Origin of the sequence: Actinotalea sp. Marseille-Q4924, from assembly GCF_916618755.1 — a bacterium.
GTDB lineage: Bacteria > Actinomycetota > Actinomycetes > Actinomycetales > Cellulomonadaceae > Actinotalea.
Genome location: NZ_CAKAKB010000004.1, coordinates 265,708 through 285,045, shown reverse-complemented (window position 1 = coordinate 285,045; position 19,338 = coordinate 265,708). Strand labels below are relative to the sequence as shown.

At 68.4% G+C, this 19,338-nt stretch carries 19 protein-coding genes and 1 pseudogene; 10 read left to right on the top strand and 10 right to left on the bottom strand.

Translation table 11 applies throughout. The features are described from left to right. Position 1: 1 nt before the first annotated feature. The 5 genes from LG379_RS14095 to LG379_RS14075 form a co-directional block, all read right to left on the bottom strand. Complete coding sequence (locus tag LG379_RS14095) at positions 2–946, bottom strand: aldo/keto reductase (RefSeq protein ID WP_225755223.1); 945 nt, start codon at positions 944–946, stop codon at positions 2–4. 83 nt (positions 947–1,029) lie between these two features. Then, positions 1,030–2,796: a GMC family oxidoreductase gene (locus LG379_RS14090; protein ID WP_225755222.1), complete on the bottom strand. Its 1,767-nt coding sequence runs from the start codon at positions 2,794–2,796 to the stop codon at positions 1,030–1,032. A 4-nt stretch (positions 2,797–2,800) separates the two neighbouring features. Further along, on the bottom strand, positions 2,801–3,445 hold the full coding sequence (locus LG379_RS14085) for a gluconate 2-dehydrogenase subunit 3 family protein (protein WP_225755221.1): 645 nt from the start codon (positions 3,443–3,445) through the stop codon (positions 2,801–2,803). Positions 3,446–4,343: 898 nt separating this feature from the next. After that, complete coding sequence (locus tag LG379_RS14080; protein WP_225755220.1) at positions 4,344–5,606, bottom strand: glycoside hydrolase family 32 protein; 1,263 nt, start codon at positions 5,604–5,606, stop codon at positions 4,344–4,346. A gap of 26 nt (positions 5,607–5,632) precedes the next feature. Beyond that, entirely contained in the window at positions 5,633–6,982 is a 1,350-nt protein-coding gene (locus LG379_RS14075; protein WP_225755219.1) for a glycoside hydrolase family 172 protein, read from the bottom strand. A gap of 338 nt (positions 6,983–7,320) precedes the next feature. Between LG379_RS14075 and LG379_RS14070 the strand changes: the two genes are divergently transcribed. From LG379_RS14070 to LG379_RS14055, 4 genes are all read left to right on the top strand, one after another. After that, positions 7,321–8,697, top strand: coding sequence for an ABC transporter substrate-binding protein (locus LG379_RS14070; protein ID WP_225755218.1), 1,377 nt, complete (start codon positions 7,321–7,323; stop codon positions 8,695–8,697). 68 nt (positions 8,698–8,765) lie between these two features. Continuing rightward, entirely contained in the window at positions 8,766–9,638 is an 873-nt protein-coding gene (locus tag LG379_RS14065) for a carbohydrate ABC transporter permease (RefSeq protein WP_225755217.1), read from the top strand. Then, the gene (locus LG379_RS14060; RefSeq protein ID WP_225755216.1) at positions 9,635–10,534 is read left to right on the top strand and encodes a carbohydrate ABC transporter permease; all 900 of its coding nucleotides are present in this window, start codon (positions 9,635–9,637) and stop codon (positions 10,532–10,534) included. Before LG379_RS14065 ends, LG379_RS14060 begins: the two co-directional genes overlap by 4 nt. 41 nt (positions 10,535–10,575) lie before the next feature. Then, a complete protein-coding gene (locus tag LG379_RS14055) occupies positions 10,576–11,625 on the top strand; it encodes a LacI family DNA-binding transcriptional regulator (RefSeq protein WP_370634528.1) in 1,050 nt (349 codons plus the stop codon). A 335-nt stretch (positions 11,626–11,960) separates the two neighbouring features. Here LG379_RS14055 and LG379_RS14050 read toward each other — a convergent pair whose 3' ends face one another. From LG379_RS14050 to LG379_RS14040, 3 genes are all read right to left on the bottom strand, one after another. Continuing rightward, positions 11,961–12,638 carry a DUF3223 domain-containing protein gene (locus tag LG379_RS14050; protein ID WP_225755214.1) on the bottom strand — a complete coding sequence of 226 codons (678 nt, stop codon included), beginning with the start codon at positions 12,636–12,638 and terminating at the stop codon, positions 11,961–11,963. 172 nt (positions 12,639–12,810) lie between these two features. Then, positions 12,811–13,884 (bottom strand): HigA family addiction module antitoxin, encoded by a 1,074-nt coding sequence (locus LG379_RS14045; RefSeq protein WP_225755213.1) that lies wholly within the window; start codon positions 13,882–13,884, stop codon positions 12,811–12,813. Between the two features lie 15 nt (positions 13,885–13,899). After that, entirely contained in the window at positions 13,900–14,199 is a 300-nt protein-coding gene (locus tag LG379_RS14040; RefSeq protein WP_225755212.1) for a type II toxin-antitoxin system RelE/ParE family toxin, read from the bottom strand. A 194-nt stretch (positions 14,200–14,393) separates the two neighbouring features. Between LG379_RS14040 and LG379_RS14035 the strand changes: the two genes are divergently transcribed. The 5 genes from LG379_RS14035 (at position 14,394) to LG379_RS14015 (ending at position 17,454) form a co-directional block, all read left to right on the top strand. Further along, complete coding sequence (locus LG379_RS14035) at positions 14,394–14,645, top strand: multiubiquitin domain-containing protein (protein ID WP_225755211.1); 252 nt, start codon at positions 14,394–14,396, stop codon at positions 14,643–14,645. After that, the gene (locus tag LG379_RS14030; protein WP_225755210.1) at positions 14,620–15,783 is read left to right on the top strand and encodes a ThiF family adenylyltransferase; all 1,164 of its coding nucleotides are present in this window, start codon (positions 14,620–14,622) and stop codon (positions 15,781–15,783) included. Before LG379_RS14035 ends, LG379_RS14030 begins: the two co-directional genes overlap by 26 nt. Beyond that, positions 15,780–16,193 carry a DUF6527 family protein gene (locus LG379_RS14025; RefSeq protein WP_225755209.1) on the top strand — a complete coding sequence of 138 codons (414 nt, stop codon included), beginning with the start codon at positions 15,780–15,782 and terminating at the stop codon, positions 16,191–16,193. The genes LG379_RS14030 and LG379_RS14025 overlap by 4 nt, the downstream gene beginning before the upstream one ends. 450 nt (positions 16,194–16,643) lie before the next feature. Then, positions 16,644–17,222, top strand: coding sequence for a hypothetical protein (locus tag LG379_RS14020; protein ID WP_225755208.1), 579 nt, complete (start codon positions 16,644–16,646; stop codon positions 17,220–17,222). A 13-nt stretch (positions 17,223–17,235) separates the two neighbouring features. Beyond that, positions 17,236–17,454 (top strand): hypothetical protein, encoded by a 219-nt coding sequence (locus LG379_RS14015; RefSeq protein ID WP_225755207.1) that lies wholly within the window; start codon positions 17,236–17,238, stop codon positions 17,452–17,454. Here LG379_RS14015 and LG379_RS14010 read toward each other — a convergent pair. Beyond that, positions 17,435–17,854, bottom strand: a complete 420-nt coding sequence (locus LG379_RS14010) for a nitroreductase family deazaflavin-dependent oxidoreductase (protein ID WP_225755206.1) — start codon at positions 17,852–17,854, stop codon at positions 17,435–17,437. The two genes, LG379_RS14015 and LG379_RS14010, sit on opposite strands and share 20 nt — an antisense overlap. 205 nt (positions 17,855–18,059) lie before the next feature. Between LG379_RS14010 and LG379_RS14005 the strand changes: the two genes are divergently transcribed. Continuing rightward, positions 18,060–18,314, top strand: coding sequence for a relaxase domain-containing protein (locus LG379_RS14005; RefSeq protein ID WP_225755205.1), 255 nt, complete (start codon positions 18,060–18,062; stop codon positions 18,312–18,314). Between the two features lie 343 nt (positions 18,315–18,657). On the opposite strand, the pseudogene LG379_RS14000 reads toward LG379_RS14005, so the two are convergent. Beyond that, positions 18,658–19,321, bottom strand: a pseudogene (locus LG379_RS14000) (Type 1 glutamine amidotransferase-like domain-containing protein). Positions 19,322–19,338 lie beyond the last annotated feature (17 nt).

Sequence of the window (19,338 nt, the reverse complement as noted above, 5' to 3'; positions counted from 1 at the left end):
CTCACGAGGCCATCTCGGGGATGCCCGAGCGCCCCACGGCGGCCAGCTCGTCCAGCGTCGTCCAGAGCTCGTCGGTGATCGGGGTCGCTGCGAGCTCGAGGGTCTGCTCGAGCCGCTCGGGGGAAGACATCCCGACGATCGTGGAGGCGATGCCCGGCTCGCGGAGGGAGAACTGGAGCGCTGCTGCCGCCAGCGGGACGCCGTGCTCGGCGCAGGCCCGCTCCATGGCGCGCACGCGCTCCCGCGTGTCCTCGCTTGCCGGGCTGTAGCAGTAGTTCGGGTGGGCGTCCGGACCCTTGACGAGCATCCCTCCGCCGTACGGCGCGCCGTTTACGAACCCCATCCGCTTGGCGGCGACCTGCTCGATCAAGGGGTGCGCCGACTGGTCCACCAGCGTGAACCGGTTGTGGCTGATGACCGCCTGGAAGACATCGAGGTCGACGTACCGCTGCATGAGGTCGATGGGGCCGCCGGCAACGCCGATGTGGTCGATCAGGCCCTCCTGCTGCATCCCGACCAGGGCCTCGACGACGCCCCCCGGCCCCGTGGCCGTGGTGAAGTCATGCAGCTCCGGGTCGTGGATGTAGACCAGCTGGAGGTGGTCGAGCCCGAGCCGTTCCAGGCTCTCCTGGACCGAAGCCCGGGCCCGGGCTCCGGACAGGTCGGTGCTGCCGTGCTCCGGGTCGACCTTGGTCGCCAGGACGAACCCGTCCGGCAGCCCCCCACGCTCCCGCAGGGCGAGGCCGATCCGCCGCTCCGCGTCGAAGTAGTTGTTGGAGGTGTCGATGAAGTTCAGGGGTCCGTCCAGGACGCGCAGGATCGTGGCGACCGCCTGTGCTTCTGCGACCTCGTAGCCGTACTGAGCCGGGAAGTTCCCCAGCGGGCTGGTGCCGTGGCAGATCGGCGTCACGTCCAGGCCGGTCCTGCCCAGGGCGTTCGTGTGCATGGGGGCGCTCTCCTTGCGTGAAGGTGTGCGGGGCCCGGCCCTCGACGTGACGCCAGGGCTTGCGGTGCGGGCCAGAAGGTCGCTCAGTGGGTGTGGCTGTGGGCACCCCGGTGGTGGCCGACGTGGCCGTGCTCGGTGACGGGACCGGGGGCGGACCGGCCGATGATGCTGTCCGCCGTCATGTAGGCCATCGCCCAGATCGTCTCGGTGGGGTTGTAGCCGTGGTAGCTCGGGAACTGCCCGCCGCCGACGACGTAGAGGTTGTCGCACTCGTGGGACCGCCCGTACACGTCCACCACGGAGGTCGCCGGGTCCTCACCCATCCGGTGCGTCCCCACCTCGTGGGTCGAGAGGTGGTAGTCCGGCTTGGTGGTCTCCTCCCACCAGTAGGTAAGCCCCATCTCGCGGGCGATCTTGCGCTTGATCCCGAGCAGGAACTCGACCATCTTCTGGTCCCACTCACCCCAGCCGTGAGTCATCCGCAGCGCCGGCTGGCCCCAGGGGTCCTTCCGGCGCGGGTCGAGGTCCACGTACGTGTCGACCGTCGGGATGTTCGCCGTCTGGGAGTACATGGACCAGACGTGGGCGTAGTTGTCGCGCATCCAGTCCCGGAACCCTGCACCCCAGCGGGGCACGCTCGGGGGAAGGGCGTGGGCGATCTCGATCGGCTGGTAGTCGCCCGGCCAGCTGATGATGGGCGCGCCCCACAGGACGCTCGGGTCGTACTCGTGCACGAGCTCACCGGAGAAGTCCTCGATCGAGGTGGACGCCACGAGGGTCCCCATGTACGGGTTGGAGGGTTCCTTGGTCAGCCCCATGAAGAAGCCGAACGCGTGGGTCATGAGGTGCTTGCCGACCTGCCCGTTGCCGTTGATACCCGAGGCCAGCAGGAGCCGCGCGTTCTCCAGGGCGTAGCAGGCGAGCACCACACGGTCCGCCTCGAGGTCGACCGAGCGCCCGTCGGCGTCGAAGTACGAGACGCCGGTGACCCGCTTGCCGTCGACGGACCGGTTGACCTTGTACACGCGGCAGTAGTCCCGCATCTCCAGGTTGCCGCTCGCCTCCCCGTACGGGAGGGCGGCGACGTGGGTCGACGTCTTGGCGTCCACGTGGCAGGGGTAGCCGTGGCAGAAGCCGCAGTAGGTGCAGCCCGAGCGTCCCTTGAACGGCTCCGACGCGATGGCGGCGGCCGTGCGGAACGGGTGGTACCCCAGGCGGCTGCACGCCTCGGAGAACTCGATGTCCGCCGTGCCCTGACGCAGCGGCGGCATCGGGTAGTCACGTTGGCGCGGCGCCTCCCAGGGGTTCTCGTCGAGCTCCGGTCGGCCAGCTACGTTGCTGCCGCGGCCGGAGATGCCGAGCTCCCACTCGGCCTTGTCGTAGTACGGCTCGAGGTCGGCGTAGGTGATGGGCCAGTCCACCAGGGTGTGGCCCTCGGGGAGCGCGTCGGCTCCGAGGCGCTGCTCGATCTCGGTCTTCATCCGGAACTCGGTCTCCCGGAAGCGCCAGCACGCACCGCCCCAGTGCACGGTGCCGCCTCCGGCACCCAGGGATGGCGGCAGGTGCAGCGGGTTGGCCGTGCCCAGCGGTCCCGCCGCCCATGGTGCGAGCTCGCCGTCGCCGTCCTGACTGGTCTCCCGCCACGTGATGGGGTCGGTGTCCATGCTGGGCACCAGGGATCCGCGAGCGTAGTAGCGGATCTCGTCCTGCTTGAGACGGAAGTCCTCCGTGGTGTGCTTGGGGCCCTTGTCCAGGCACACCACCTTCAAGCCCGCCTGGGCGAGCTCTGAGGCGATGACAGCGCCCGAGGCGCCTGCCCCGACGACGATGACGTCGATCTTGGAGGTCATGCGGTCAGCGCTCCTCGTTGCTGGTGAAGGTCGAGTTGTCCGGGAGGCTCTTGAGCTGCGCGCGCAGGTCGGACAGCGTCTTGATCGGCAGGGTCCGCCCGTCGAACCCTTGCCCCATCTGCTTCGCGGTGTAGCCCCAGTAGGCGCCAGGGAATCCGACGAGCTTCCAACCGACCGCGTCCCTGTTGCCGCCGTACACCGGGTCACAGAAGAAGCCCTCGATGGTGTGCTCACGGACCACCGCGAACAGGCGCGCGAGGATCGGCCGGTCAGGGTCGTCCTGCTCCCGCTGCTCGTCACCGAACATCTGAGGGGTCGCGTCGCCATCGAGCTGCTCGGGACCGAGGAACCGGCGGACGACGTAGTCCTGGTCCCCCTCGGACAGGTCCGCGAAGGCAGTGCCGTAAGCGCTCCGGCAGTGCCGGTCCAGCGCGTGGAGACCCCGGCGGTAGACATGCTGGAGGTTCGTGCTGACGCCTGCGACAGCGCGGTCGATGTAGTAGACGACGCCCGCCGCTCTGGCTCCTGCGCCGTCACCCCCGTCGGGGATGATGCGTTCCGCGATCGCCTCCACGGTCCGGGCCTCGACGTCGTTCAAGAACGTGAGTGCCACCGAACCGTCCGACGCCGCGGTGTGGTCGACGGTCATCCTGAGTCCTCTCTGTCCCGTGCATCCCTGTGCCGGCCGTGAAGCGACGGCCAGAGCTCTGCGGCCCCACCCGAAGCTGGTGCCTGAGGAGGTCCGGAGCGGCTCCGCTGCTGCTCCTCGGATGTATCGATTGTTAGCGCTAACAGGCGGGGACGTCAAGCATCTTGTGGGTTGCGTCACTGAAATATTGGCCCGCCTGCCCTCTGACCTGCTAGTTCATCGCAGCGCTCGCCAGCCTACCCGAACCCTCTGCACCGCGTCTGATAGCGCTCCCATACTCTGCGACCACTTACTGACCTTGAATGGCGGGCTGTCGTCTCGTCGCTCTTCCCGAGGGTCCCTCCCCGTCCCAGGCCGACCTCGTTGCCGTCGGGACCGGCGTGGCAGACGCGCCGTACGGGCCCGCCTTCTCGCCGACGCCGGCCTGCTCGACTCCACCGGCGGATCGGACGACTCGAGGTCAATGCGGTAGCGCTGCGGCCGCAGCGCGATGGACTGCCGGATCCGGATCGCGCGGTCGCGGCGCAACGGGTCTAGAAGTCCGCCGTCTCCGTAGAGCCTGTAGTCGAGTACGCGCTGCCCGAGAAGGCCGCACCGCGCCCGTCGCCGTCACAGTCCTCGACGAGTACGCCGTGCGCCTGCGCAGGGCTCACGTGCGACAGCCGCGTTAGGAGTTCGATCTTGGTCCGTCTGCAACGCGCTGACCTGCGGAACTACACGCGGGTAGTTCGCCAGATGACCCCATTCCGGGGCGCACGCTGACCACGCGCTGACCACGACTGGCCGAACGCGCGCCCGCGGGTGACGACGTCGGCGCCCTCAGACCCAGCGCGTTTGACTGTTGGATCACTGCGGCAAGCGCCCGCCCCATCGTGACCGACGGAGCGGGCGCAACGCGTCAGCGCAGGTTCCAGATCTCGACGGACCCGCCGCCCTGGACCTCCAGGCGTCGAACCGACGCAATGCTCGGCACCGGCACGGCCATCGTCCCGCCGGCGGTGAACACCTCGAGGACCGGACCATCGATCACGGCCCGAAGCGACGTCCCGCGCACCGGCATCGACCATGACCCATCGGCGGTCCGGACGGTCACTTCTCCGGCGGCGACGAGCAGGTGGACGTCGTCGATCTCGAGCGCCGTGCGGGAGCCCGGGCCGTCGAGGGTGAGCTCCAGGTCCGCCTGCAGCGGCAGGTTCGCCGCACCATCACGGACGACTGTCCCGGAATCGACCCGCGCTTCTGCGACCGACGCGTGCGGCTCCGCGATCACCCGCTCGCCGTCGAGCCGGAGCGTGTGTGGCAGCGAGTGGGCGCTGGCCCACCGGCCGGCGGGGTCGTCGACGCCGCGCAGCCAGTAGATGAGGCCGCGTGTGCCGTCGGCGTCCGCGTAGGCGGCGCCGGCGTAGTAGGACGGTCCGTAGCTGAGGCGGCCCCAGGACTCGGCGGTGAAGCGCCCGTCGACCAGGTCACCGATCGCGTACGCCTCGTAGTACGGCTCGGTGGGCTCCCACACCGACACGGTGAGGACCCACCGGTCGCCGAGCCGGAACACCTGGGGGCACTCCCAGACCGCGCCTGTCCACAAGGGCTCCATCTCGTCGCGGTGGCGCGTGGCGAGCAGCCCGTCGTAGGTCCAGCTCTCCAGGTCCTCGGACCGGTAGGTCAGGGCGGTCGCCGTCCCGTCCGTGAGGCCCGCGCCCATGAGCATCCGCCAGCACGTGCCGTCGTGGAAGACGTACGGGTCGCGGTACGCGACGACGTCGACGCCCGGCGGCAGCTCGGCGACGACGTCCTTCTTGACCCAGCCGTCCCAGCTCGCGTCGGTCGGGCGGGCGAGCCGGGCCTTGCCGATCTGCACGTCGGCCAGGTCGACGGTCGTGTAGAACAGCGCGGCCTCGCCGTCCGGGCCGATCGCGATGCTGCCGGACCAGACGCCGTCGTCACCGTCGCCGGGCTCGAGCGCCACGGGGCGTTCGGTCCAGTGCAGCAGGTCGGTACTGGCCGCGTGGCCCCACCGCTGCTGCGGAGCCCACTCCGTCACGCCGGGGACGTACTGGTAGAAGAGGTGGTAGAGGCCGTCGCGGAAGGTCAGCCCGAGGGGGTCGTTGATCCATCCGGACTGCGCGGTGAAGTGCAGCCGAGGCCTGGTGGTGTCGTCCATCGCGGGTCCTGTCGGTTCGGTGGCGGTCACGAGTCGAGGTAGCGGCGGCGCAGCGCCGCGGCGTTCTGGGCGTTGCCGCGCTCCCAGGCGTCCACCTCCGGGCGGCGCTCGGCGCGGACCCGGTCGCGCAGCTCGACGAACTCCGCCATGCGTCGTTCCGTCGCCTCGCGAGCGCCACGCTGCTCGTCCGTGAGCTCCGGCAGCGGTGCCGTGGCCACGGCGTCCTGCGGTCGCAGCGGGAGCCGCTCCGCCACCGGTGGGATCGTCAGCGGCGCCGTCGGCAGCGTCTGGTACCAGTACGCGACGGACGACCAGTCGTCCGACAGGTGGTTGGCGTGGCCGTGCTCGAAGGTGACCTTGATGCGCTTCTGAAAGCGCACCGGGTCGACCATGTGGAACCGGTAGCTGTGGTGGAAGCCGGGGACGTCCTCCTCGTGAACGATCGTGCCGTTCATGAGGTAGGCGTTGTGCTGCATGCCCCAGGCGTGGCCGAAGTAGTCCTCCATGCCGGTGCCGTGCAGGCTAGGCGGCCAGGTGTCGTCGTCGATGAAGATCATGTCGTCGCCCTCACCCCACCACGACCCCTGGAAGTGGCGCACCGCGAGCACGCAGCCGACGTAGTGACCGGACCCCTCGACCTCGAGCGCGACGTAGTTGCCGTCGCCGGTGAGGTTGGGGATCGTCACCTCGATGCTGTTGGTCTGCAGGTCCGGGCCCCAGCCGTCGCACGGCCGCTCCTGGCGGTAGTGGGCATGGAAGTACGCGACGTCGTCGGCCAGCGGCTCCCGGTACAGCTCGTAGTCGATGTAGAAGTACTGCAGGTACGGCACGTCGTTCTGGTTCTCGACGACGACGCGGGCGCGCTTGCCGAAGGGCATCTGGAACCAGCTGTTGAACGCGGCCGACCCGCCGAAGGTGTGGAGCTCCGGCTCCTTCGCCGAGACGGACAGCGGCAGCGACTCGTACCCGCCGGAGAGCGAGTTCATCAGGCCGAAGAAGTCACCCAGGGGTGCGATGACGCTCGGAGTGTCCTGGTCGTCCCAGTAGATCTTGATGACGACCTTGCGGTAGTAGTCCGGGTCGACGACTTCCCAGCTCACGCCGAGCGCGTTGTGGATCTCCAGCATGGGGACGCCGACGACATCCGTGGGGATCTGGCCCGGTCCGGGCTGCAGCCGGCAGGACTGGGTCATCCAGATGTGTGTGATGCAGCCCGGGCCCTCGATGTCGGCCAGGACGCGCTCCTCCCCCGGCATGACGATCCAGTTGTCGCGGTTGCGACCGGTCTGGTCCCAGCTCGACGCGCGAGCCGTGCGGGCGTCACGTGTGCGGGTGAGGTCGGCGAGGAGACCCTGCCGGGGTGCGGAGCCGCTCAAGGGTCCGTCCTTTCGTCGTCGAGGTGCATGTCGCTCCGTTCCGCGCCGGCCGGGGTGCCTTCGTTGGCTCTGCAAGGAGGGATCGAAACGTTTGCCTTGTCCGCAGAGCATGGCGAGCCGCGAGGCACCCCGTCAAGCGCGGTCATCAACGATCTGCGGGGTTGATCCGTGCTTGACTCCCTGAATCTCCCGGGGCTACGGTCCCGGCAAACGTTTCGCGCAAACGTCTCGATCCGCAGTGACGGGCTCCCGTTGCCACGAGGGCTCAGGCACCGTCCGGCACCACCCTGCGCCGGACCCAGTACAGCGTCGTACCGACAGCAGAACGGGAGCATCCCATGCACGAGCACCACCCGCCCCGCCGGTCCATCAACCTCGGGTTCCGCCGGAGGGGCCTCGGCATCGCGGCGGGCATCGCCGCCACCCTCACTCTCGCCGCCTGCGGCGGCAGCATGCCCGGCGACGACCCGGCCGCCGGCAGCGAAGGCTCCGGAGGCTCCGGCGGCTCGGCAGACCCGAGCTCGGTCGAGTTCACCCTCTCCATGCAGAACCCCAACGTCGAGGAGCAGGACCCTGCGACGTGGGAGATCGTCCAGGCGTTCATGGACGCGAACCCGGACGTCGTCGTCAACGTCGAGGGCCAGACGGTGGACGAGCACCAGCAGGCGATGCAGGTCGCCGCGCAGTCCGGGACGCTGCCGGAGGTCTTCTGGGTGTACAACTCCCTGGCCTCCCAGATGGCCGAGGAGGGCTACCTCATGGACCTCGGGCCCGTCCTGGACGAGGCGGGCCTGACCGAGCGCTTCCCGGAGTCCATGCTCGCCGGCTACACCACCGATGACGGCGTGCAGTACGGCGTCCCGTACCAGTCGCTCGTGACGGGCTTCTTCGTCAACGAGGAGATCCTCGCCGAGCACGGCCTGGAGATGCCGGAGACCTTCGAGGACCTCGTGACGGTGGCCGAGACGCTGTCGGCCGAGGGCGTGACCCCGATCGCGAAGGGCGCGAACGGCACGTCGTTCAGCGTCTGGGCGTTCCTGACGATGCTGGAGCGCTTCGGCTACGAGGACCGGTACGAGGCGATCCTCGCCGGTGACGACAGCTACGTGAACGAGGACTTCCTCCGGTTCTACACCCACCTCGAAGAGCTCACCGAGGCCGGGGCCTTCTCGCCCAACGTCGCGACGCAGGACTATGTCAAGGCGGTCGAGGAGTTCACCAGCGGCAACGCGGCGATGCTCGACGCCGGTGTCTGGGCGACCGGGCAGATCCAGGAGAGCGAGGTCGGCGACACCACCACCTTCTGGGCGGGCCCGACCTTCGCCGACGGCGTGGGTGACCAGCAGATCTTCATGAACGCGCCGTCCGCCCCGCTCGTGGTCAGCGCCGAGGTCGCGGACGACGAGGCCACCCGGGACGCCGTCGAGCGCTTCCTCGCGTTCTACTACAGCGACGAGGGCCAGCAGATCCTCGTCGACAACGCCCAGACCCCGGTCACGGACTTCCGGCCGGAGGTCGACCCCACCGAGCAGCCGGTGTTCGCGGCCGTCATCGACGTGATCAACCAGGAGGGCTGGAGCAGCCCCGCTGCGCAGCCCGACCTCGTGGTCTCCGCCGAGACGTCGTCGGCGATGTACGACTCGATCTACGGCGTCATCCAGGGGGTCTACACCCCCCAGCAGGCGCTCGAGGTCGTCCAGGCCACGATCGACTGACCCGTAGCCTGGCGGGGCGCACGTGCGCCCCGCCAGGTGTCCGCGGCCGCACGACCCGAGGAGGAGCCGTGAACTGGCTCAGCACGCGCCCCAAGCTGGCGCTGATGCTCGCACCGGCGCTGATCGTCTACACCCTCTACTTCGCGTACCCGATCGTCTACTCGATCTACCAGAGCTTCACCGACGCGCGGGCGTTCGGCTCGAGCACCCTGGTCGGCTTCGAGAACTACCGGACGATGGCCGAGGACGCCCTGTTCTGGAACTCCCTGCGCAACACCGGGATCATCGTGGCACTCGCGCTGCTGATCCTGCTGCCGGGCGCCTTCGCTCTGGCGCTCCTACTCAGCCGTCGCATCCGGGGCGCCGGCACGCTGCGCGCCCTCGTCTTCGCACCGAACGTCATCGCACCGATCCTCATCGGGCTCATCTGGGTGTTCATCCTCGACCCGCACATCGGACTGGTGAACGAGCTCCTCCGCCTCGTGGGGGTCGACAACCCGCCCACCTGGATCGGCGGCATCACACTCGCCCCGTACTCGATCGGCTCCGTCTACGTCTGGCAGACGATCGGCTTCATCATGACGATCTTCTACGCGGGCCTGCGGATGCTGCCCCACGACGTCATGGAGGCCGCCGCGCTCGACGGCGCGAGCGGGTGGAAGAAGATCCGGTACGTGACGCTGCCGATGCTGTCGGAAACCGTCGGAATCACCACGGTCCTCGTGATCACCGGCACCTTCAAGATCTTCGAGATCGTCGTGCAGCTGACCGGCGGCGGTCCGGTCCACCTGTCCGAGACGCTCGTCAGCTACACGTACCACGTCACGTTCGGCATCCAGAAGTACGGCTACGGCATGGCTCTCGCCGTCGTCACCAGCGTCTTCGGCGTCGTCGTCGCGCTCGGCTACCTGGCGTTCCTGCGCCGGAGGAGGACCTCGTGACCCTCACCGCTCCCACCCGCCGGACTCCGCGCGCGGACCGGCAGGCGCCGACCACGGCGACCCGATCGCCGCGACGTCGCCGCGGGCGCGCCGCGGCCATCGCCGCGTACCTCGTCACGTTCGTGCTCGTCCTCCCCATGCTGTGGGTGGTGCTCCTGTCCTTCCGGAGCAACGAGACGATCCTGCGCGACCCGCTGAACTTCTCCGACCTGAGCGTCGCCAACTACGCCAAGGCGATGGAGACGCTCGACCTGATGACGATGTACGCGAACACGCTCGTGCTCGCCATCGTCTCCGTCGTCGTGGGCGTGCTGATCTCGTTCATGGCCGCTTACGCGCTGACCCGCATGGTGTTCCGTCGCCCAGGGCTGCAGAAGGCGCTGCGCATCTACTTCCTCGCGGGGCTGGCGATCCCGGTCTACATCCTGCTGTTCCCGGTGTACCGGCTGAACATCGAGCTCGGCCTCTACGGGACGTACCTCGCGCTGATCCTGCCGTACATCGCCACGCAGCTGCCGTTCAACGTGCTGCTGTTCACCGGCTTCCTGGCGGACTTCCCCCAGGAGATCGAGGAGGCGGCGGTCATCGACGGCGCAGGCCTGTCAACCCTGACGTGGCGCGTCGTCTTCCCGCTCATGCGTCCCGTCATCGCCACCCTGCTCATCCTCAACGTCATCTACGTGTGGAACGAGTACCCGTTCGCCGTCACGCTCATCAATGACGCGTCGATGACGACGATCTCGCTCGGTGTCTCGCAGTTCCAAGGCTTCTGGACCGTCGACTACGGCGCGATGATGGCCTCCGCGACGCTCGTCCTCGTGCCACAGCTCCTCATGTATGCGTTGTTCCAGCGCCACGTCGTGGCTGGGATGACGTTCGGCGCAGTGAAGGGCTGACCATGCTGAAGAATGGCAGCGCCGGCAGAGGAGCCGTCGTCGTGCGAAAGGGAGGCCGGGGCCCAGTGCGATCCACGATCGTCGACGTCGCCCGCCTGGCCGGAGTCTCCACATCGACCGTCTCCCACGTGGTCAACGGAACGCGTTCCGTCACCGACGGGACGCGGGAGCGCGTGCTCGCGGCGATCGAGCAGACCGGGTACAGCCAGCACGCGGCCGCCCGGGCGCTGCGACGCTCGCGCACGGACTCCATCGGCCTGGTCGTCTCGGACAGCGGCCAGCCCGCCTTCCGCGACATGGTCACCGGCGTCGAGGCGGCCGCGAGCGACGCGGGCTTCGTGCTCCTCCTGGCGGACTCGGCGGAGGACCCCGACCGCGAGCTGCGGGCGATCGAGGCGCTGCAGTCCCGCCGCGTGGACGGACTGATCCTGGCGCGCGCTGCGGGCTCGAGCTCAGCCGCCCTGGACTGGCCCAAGTCGCAGGACATCCCGATCGTCCTCATCGACCGCCTCACCGACCCGGGGCTCGACCAGGTCGGGGTGGAGAGCGAGGCAGCGATGCGGGCACTCGTCGGCCACCTGCTTGACCAGGGCCACCGGCGGGTCGCGATCACCACCGGCGACCTCACGGTGCCGACCCTCCAGGAGCGCTACCTGGGATACCTCGCCGCCCACTCCCTGCGCGGCGTCGATGTCGACCCGTCGCTGGCCCTGCGGGGGGACGGCGGTGAGCGCGACACGCGGGTCCTCGTCGCCGAACTCCTGTCCCGCGACGACCAACCGACCGCCCTGGTCAGCGCGAGCTCCCCCATGGCCGTCGGCGCCCTCCGCGCCGCCGACGACGCCGGGCTCCGCATCCCGGAAGACCTCGCGTTCGTCTCCTTCGACAGCCTTCCCAACCCCGACCTCATGCGGACGGCCATCACGACGGCCGACCAACCTGCCGAGGACGTTGGCCGCGAGGCCATGAGACTGCTCCTGAGGCGGCTGGAAGACTCCGAGGCGACGCCGACGACGGTCCGTCTCGCCGCACGAATCTCACACCGTGAATCCTGCGGTTGCGGGAACCCGACGGTCCCGATCGGTCCGTAAGGCGCCGGTCCCGGCCCGCACGCACAGTCCCCGGAGCACTCACGGGAGGCAGACACGATCTGCCAGCACCACCTTTTGGAGTTCGATCTTGGTTCAGTCGCAACACCCTGACCTGCGGAACTACATGCCGGTGATTCGTCGAACGACACCGTTCCACGGTCGGCGCTGACCACGCGCTGACCACGTCCACGGGCAAAGCGCACGGCTAGCCGCCTCGTCGGCCGCAAGCCGACCATGGGCCGGGCTCAAGCGAAAGTCCACCGGCAGACATTCGCTGAGTGCGGGTCCGCCGCTCGCGCGGGCGGCTGGCGCCTCCTGAGGACGGCGCCCTGAAATCACCGGCCCGGCTTCTTGACCAGAAGGGGTCGCGCATACCGCTCCCAGTAGCTCTTCCATGCCCGGCGCTGCCCGGCGTCAGCCAGGTCGCCCCCGATCTGCACCTGGCCATCCCCGGCCGTCAGTTCGATGGCGTCCCAGCCACCTTGCGTCTCGACGAAGCCCGCCGTGAGCTGGGCCCAGGACGGGTTGCCGTACCGCACCTCCGCGTCGTCTCTTGATGGAATCAGCTCCCCCGTACGCGCACAGCGCACGGGTCCCGCCGCAAATGCCTCTTCGCGAAAGCGGACACGGTCCTCGTCGAGTACCGCCCGCAGGGCCTCCTTGACATCTGACTGACGCCCTTCCTGATCAATGGCGCTCGTGTAGCTCCAGTCCTCTTCGGTGCCATCGACGCGTCGGATCCAGACCCCTCGCGCGTCATGCTTCACGTGCTGGACCCGGCCCTTGCCGAGCGCAGTACGTCTGATAAAAAACTCTTTCACCCCGACGCCAACTTTGTCGACCGCATCGTCGTCTCGTTCAAGCAGATCCAACAGGACTGCCACGTGCAACGGATCGGCCACGACCGACTCGAGGCTGTAGTGGTCCTTGATCTCGTCGCGCACCCAAGCTTTGGCCGCGGCACGCGTGGGGAACGACTTGCTGGGCAAATTGACCGGCTTCGCGACTCCCATGTTCCCGCCTCCTCTTCTCTTTAAAACCAACCTCGGCGCGCGAATCGGTGCAACCGCGCTTCCTGAGGCTGCTGAGGTCGCAGACCTCGGCCCGTGCGCCAGACCGCGTACGCGCAGGACACTCGCGAGGTTCGGCTCCCGTGGGAAATGGCAGGACAATGACGGGCGGAACTCACCATTGCTCCAGGTACGCCGTGACAGTAGGCGCGTCCTTGACGAGAGTCGTCCTCCAAGGGATACGCCCGTCCTTCTGGAGCCTTCCGATGAGAACGATCGGGTGCACATTCATCGTGGCTGCCACGTTGCTGATCCAACTCGCGCTTATGCGTTCAGGGACCGTCGGGAGCGGCGACGGCAAGACCCACGAACCAGCGAGCTCGTTCGCTGGCTCCTCAAGACCGAGCGTCGGGCCGTCACTCGAGTCGTCGATGATGCAAGAGTCCTCTTCCAAGTGCCGGAGGACCACGTGCGCGGTTTCGTGAAGGATGGTGAACAGGACCTTGTCCATGCGCCGGCCGCGACCCGAGACGCCGATTACCGGCGAGTTCTCGTCGAGGAGCAACGAACAGCCGTCCATCTTGCTCGAAGGAAAGGCATCCACGTACACGAGCCGAACGCCGACCGCAGCGAACTCGCCAGGCAATTCGGAGAATGCCTCCGGAACCCGGACCAACCGTGTGAGCCTACCCGCAAGATCCTCTAGACCATCGGGCACGAACGCGGCCGCGGTCTTTGCCTCGGCTGCTTGCCGAACGCACGCTGCCCACGCCACCTGCGTCGATGTGAGCGCGGCGTCCGCGACTGAGCGCCGCGCGGCGACCAGAATCTCGGGGTCCTCCCAGATGTCGTCGGTCTTATACAACCGCTTGAGCTCCGCCTCCACGTCCCGCAGCGTGTTACCGCGGATAAGACCGCGCTGCTTCAGAATCGCCACCGGAGCGAGGGTCGTAAGTCGTGCACGAAGGCGCACATCGTCGAGTTCTCTCTGGGTGCGGCGGTCCTGTGCCTGTCGCCACAAGTGGTAGCGGTCCTGCATGTTGAGCCAGAACTCTGCGGTGGTCCCAAGGGCGGCGGCAATCTGACTCGCAGACTCCCGGGTGATCTCCTTCTTCCCCGCGATGATCTCGGAGACTAACTGCGCGGGTCGCCCAAGCACTTCGGCAAACTCGGCCTGGGTCCAGCCGCGGGCCTCCAACTCCTCGGCGAGAATCTCGCCTGGAGGAAAAGCCTCTGCGAAGGTGTTCAACAGCTAGCCTCCTTGTCAGTGATAGTCGACCAGCTCGAGGATCTCGACCACGCGATCAGAGCCTTCGGTTCGGAGATCGAGGATCAGGCGGTACTGGCTGTTAACCCTGATCGAATACGTGCCGGCGCGGTCACCCTCGAGCCGCTCGAGGCGCAGGGAACGCATAGCTCGAAGGTCGCGGTCGTCGGTCGCGGCCGCCAACACCTGCACCTTCTTCCGATATGCCCTGACGATTTCACGGCTCCATCGCGCGGGAACGAAGTCCGGATCGCACGCGAGGCGGCGCAGGAACTCGTCCCCGAACTCGATGCGCACTCCCCTTCTCGCCGTCACCCATGCCCTGATGACGACAGCCTATGACCCGGGCCTGAACCGCGTCGGCACGACACGCCCACGTCCGTCTGCGTAACCCGACATCACAGTATCACCCTTGCACTGATGATGACAGAGCGGCTACTGTGTGGGTTGAGGGGCCGAACCAGTCGGCGCCAGTACGGATGAGGCTTGCCATGTCGACCGAGACGAAGAACAAGACGTTCGAGATCGTGATCAACGGCACCGAGGTCGAGGTGCGGGAGCGGGAGTTGACGTTCGAGCGCATCGTCGAGCTCGCCGAGCTCGGCGCCACCGGGGACGTCGAGCACTCGGTGAAGTACTCGCGCGGCCCGCATGAGGCCACGTCCGGGCTGCTGCGTCCCGGCCAGAGCATCAAGGTGCGGAAGGGGATGAGGTTCGTTGTCAAGGCCACCGTTCGCTCCTGAGGAGGCCATAGATCAGTTGCGACGTGACGGGTTCGATGTGGAGGTCGCCGAAGGTGTGCTGCTAGTCCACGACGTTCCCGCGGTGATCTCACCCGGAACTGTGGGGCGGGTCGTCCTAGCCGAGACCCTGCAGCACGCCGGCGACCGACTGCAGCCCCCGGCTGACCACACGCTAATTCTGTGCGGAGACCACCCTTGCGACGACAAGGGCGGCCCGCTGACCCGGATTGTCGCCGGTCGCGACAACTCCGTAGTCAAGCCTGGTCTGAGCGCCACGCTGCGCCTGTCTTCCAAGCCTCCTGGGGGACTGTACGGAGACCTTCACGACAAGGTGACCCACTACGTCGAGCTCATCGAGCGCTGGGCTCAGGCGATCGAACCTGGTGTCAGTGCCCGCACGTTTCGCCGCTCGTCGAGCGACGCGCACCCCTCACCGTTCCGGTTCGCGGACTCGGCCACGCCGCGCGCCGGGATCGCTGACCTCGGCCACCGGCTGTCTGGGCAGCGGCTCGCTGTGATCGGGGCAGGGGGCACCGGCTCGTACTTGGTGGATCTGCTCATCAAGACAAGTGTCGCCGAGATTCACGTCTATGACGGTGACGTTCTCCTCTCCCACAACGCCTTCCGAGCGCCGGGCGCTGTGAGCATCGAGACGCTCCGTGCGCGCCCATCCAAGGCACAGCATTGGGCGACCCAGGCTGCGGTCATGCGCCGCGGCGTCGTCGCCCACGACCAGTACGTGACGGCCGACGACGCTACCGAGTTGGCCGCTTTCGACTGCGTCTTCCTCGCAGTAGACGACGGCCCCGCTCGCAGTGAGCTGGTTGCGGCGCTCGAGGCGTCCGGCGCGACGTTCATCGACGTTGGCATGGGTGTAGACCGTGCCGGCACAGCTGGGCAGCTGCTCGCGGCGATCCGCGTGTCGGTCAGCACTCCGCAGGCGCGGGCCCACATACCCAGCGGTGCGTCGGCTGACGAGTACGGGTCGAACATCCAGGTCGTCGAGCTCAACGCCCTCAACGCGGCTCTGGCTGTGATCGCGTGGAAGCGGATGAACGGCTTCTACCTGGACGCCGTTCTCGGCACCACCAGCATCTACACGACCGACGACAACACCATCGGGGAGGACGCGACGTGACCACCATCCCGCATGTCCTCGTGAGTTCGATCCCAAAGGCGCTCGAGCCGCGCACGCTCTACGTCTGTCCTAAGTACGACTTGGTGGTGCACCTGTGCCTGTGCGGATGCAGCGCCAAGGTGGTCACACCGCTCGGCCCCGCGCAGTGGTCGGTGCGCTTCGAGGACGGCGACATCAGCCTCAGCCCTTCGATTGGCAACGGCGCACTTCCCTGCCGATCGCATTACTGGATCACCCGCGGCCGAGTCCACTGGTTGCCCCCGATCGGCGCGCTAGAGCACGCCGCAGCTGCAGCGCGGGACCACCGCGACGTGGCCGCTCATCTGACCCGCGAACGCGTATGGTGGCGCCGCCTGTTCACACCGGTTCGCATTCGAGCACGGCGGTGGTTCGCGACGCGGGCGCAGTGAGCAAATGCGGCTCCATGCCGTCGACGCGCGGCCGCAGCCTGCCGGCTCGGCGTCGAGCGAGCAGGCGTCGGTCCACGCCAACGGCTTCACGGGGGCGGGGCAGGCCAAAGCGACTCGCGAATGCGGCAGTCCTCTTCCCTGCGTGCCTGGAGCGGCGGCTCGGGTGCCATGGGCGCACCCATCTCGATGGCGCCGCGGGCCCCGAAACGATCCCGGGACACCGGTTGCATCGCAGCGATGCAAGAAGAGTCAGGCTTCGTCATCCAGCGGTGAGCCGCTCGGGAAGGTCATGTCAGATGGACGCCTCCGACGGCCACGGGCGCAGTTTGGGCTCTCGGCGGGCCCTGGCAGCACGCACCCCGTGAGTCGCCGGTACCCGCGGTGAGGTCCCGCCGCAGCAAGGATGCGGAGCGACTCATGGAGGGCCTCCGAGGCGTCGATGACGACTGAGTGAGCAGGCGAGCCCGGGTCCCGAAGAACGACCTCAAGGTGGAGGACCGACTGGCCGCGGGGGTGGCCCTCATCGTTCCACTTGTGTTCGCCGCAGTGGTCTGGCGTTTCGACTCTCTTCCTGGCTTGACCCTCGTCGTCGGCGCGTTCGCTGTGATCGCGGCGGCATGGGCGTCACCGACGAGCGCGTTCGTCCGGTATGCGGTCGGAGCGGCGGCAGCCTTCAACGGCGGCGTGCTGACGCTGATCATCTCGGTGACGCTGTCCGCAGTCACCTCCGCCGGAGCGGAACTATCAGAGGCGGACACTGAGTGGATCGTCGTGCTGGCTGTCGCGGCACTCGTGACGGTGGGTGCTGCGGCTATGTACGCGACGCGCACCGGGCGAAGAGCTGGCGCTGAGCAACGTGCGGCGGCTGAACTCGCGACGGAGCGGTACGAAGAGCTACTGAGGACAGTGACCGCTGAGCATGGCTCGGCGAGGAACCGAGGGCGCAACGCGTCTGCAGCGGCGGTGACTCTCGGCCTGGTGGGAGTGGGCGCGGCCGCTCTCCGGCGGGCTCGACGGAACCGTGCTTAGGCGAGGATGGGCCATGGCTCCCACACCCGACGTCCGCCCGGTCGGCGACCTCCCCGATGCCATCGGCAAGACCGCCGCTCGCGAGCTCTCCGCCAACGGCCTCACGAGCCTCCGTCTCGTGGCCGCACGATCCCGGCGCGAGCTCCTGACGATCCACGGCGTCGGCCCCAAGGCCGTCGCCATCCTCGGCGACGCGTTGGCAGCGGAAGGACTCACCTTCCGGGAGGACTGAAGCCCCCTCGGGACGGCGGCCGGAGCACGGGCAGCTCGACGTAGTCGCGGCACCCGATGGGCCAGCGCAACAGCGCCCGCTTGGGCTGCGGGATGCGGTCGAGCCCTTCGGCCGGGTCCACGAGTCGCGGGGCGCCGATCCTGAGGATCTCCCGGCCCATGCGCATGCGGCACCTGCCCGCGTGACGGACGTTCGCCAGCCACTGGACGTCCGGGCCGTAGGTCAACGCGATCGTCACCACGTCCCCGCGGCGGAAGGCCATGAGCGGGGTGTGCCGGACCGTCCCGGTCCGCCGGCCGACGTGCTCGAGGTCGACCATCGGCCCGATCCCCGCGAGCCGCAGCATGACCGGGTTGATGAACCGCTTGTTGATGCGGGTGATCCCTCGGGCCATCGGCATGGCGTCCTCCCGGGTGCGGTGCCTCCAGTCTGCCCGGCGCCACATCTTCTCTGAGCCGCCCGCAGGTTGCGCATCGGTTCGCCTACCTGCCTGCAGACGCCTCAAGCGCGTGGGCCGCCGATCTTCTCCCCTGCGCCCGCACACCTGCACGTATGGGGCAGCTATTCCTGCTCGCATGGCCGCGTTGAGGGAGGTGGCGGAATTGATGTCGATGCACAAGCTCACGGCCGGGGACGGGTACGCCTACTTGACCCGTCACGTCGCTTCGGGCGACGCCGACTTCCAGACGGGCGCATCGCTGACCGCCTACTACAGGCAGACCGGCAACCCGCAGGGCCGCTGGTCCGGAGCTGGCCTCGCCCGCCTCGGGGACAGCCGCCGCCACCTGCACCCGGGCGACGTCGTCACCGAGGCGGCGATGACGGCCGTGTTCCGCGATGGAGTCGACCCGCTCACCTGATCCACTGCGCCGAGCAGGACTGGGCCGGGCAGTTCCTCACCACTCACGGCGACGAGCCGACCCGAGTCCAGGTCACCAGGGCGCTCCAGCACTGGCCGCGCCACCCGGCCGCCCAAGACGGTGCGCCCGCTGGTCGACCTCCTGGCCGAGTGGGCGAACGAGCCTCCTCAGCGCCGCGATGACGGAGCGACCGCACCCACCGCGCTTCGTCATTGCCAGCGCTATCGCCACCGGTATCACGCGGGGGCGCCGATGGTCGGCGTTGACCGGCACGGATCGCACACGGGCAACAGGGTGACGCGGCGGAGCGGGCCGATCCAACCCGGAGGACCGGGCTCGAGGCTCAGCCGTCATGCCGGAAGTCGACCCACCGCCCCTCGGACACCACCTCGACAGAACCGGCGTCGACGACGATGGCCGTCTGCTCGTCGATGGCGTACGCCAGCCCACCAATGTCCGCGGCCCACCGTTCGGCGTCAGCCAGCGTGTTGGTGGGGAAGGCGTCCAGGTGCGGAAAGATCGCAAAGTCGACGAGGCCGAGCGTCCGGTCGTCCGGCGCGGACGGCCACTCGACGAAGGAGGGCCCGATGCGCGGCGCCATGACCATGCTCCCCGCGCTCACTCCCACCCAGACGGTGTCGGTCAGCGACGGCAGCAGCGCGGCCAGGCCGGAATCCCGCATCCAATGGCACAGGTGGGTGGCGTCGCCGCCGTTCACGAGCAGCACGTCGGCCTGCCGGACCCAGGGCACCCACCGTTCCTCGCCGATCGTGGGGAGGGCGGTGAGCTCCAGGACGCCCAGGGAGGCCCAGCCGAGGCCGGACAGGTGCTCGAATCCCGGCCCGGCGCCGACGAGGCGTTGCACCGTCGTCGGACATCGGATGACCCCACTGGGCCGTCGGGATGCAGAGCGCGTGGCACTCGCCGACCGGCTTGCCGAGGAGCCGCTCGAGGGCGGTCCTGATGCTCGGGTTGGTGACGCCGCCGGACGTGAGCAGGAGCTTCATGGGTACCTCGTGAGGTG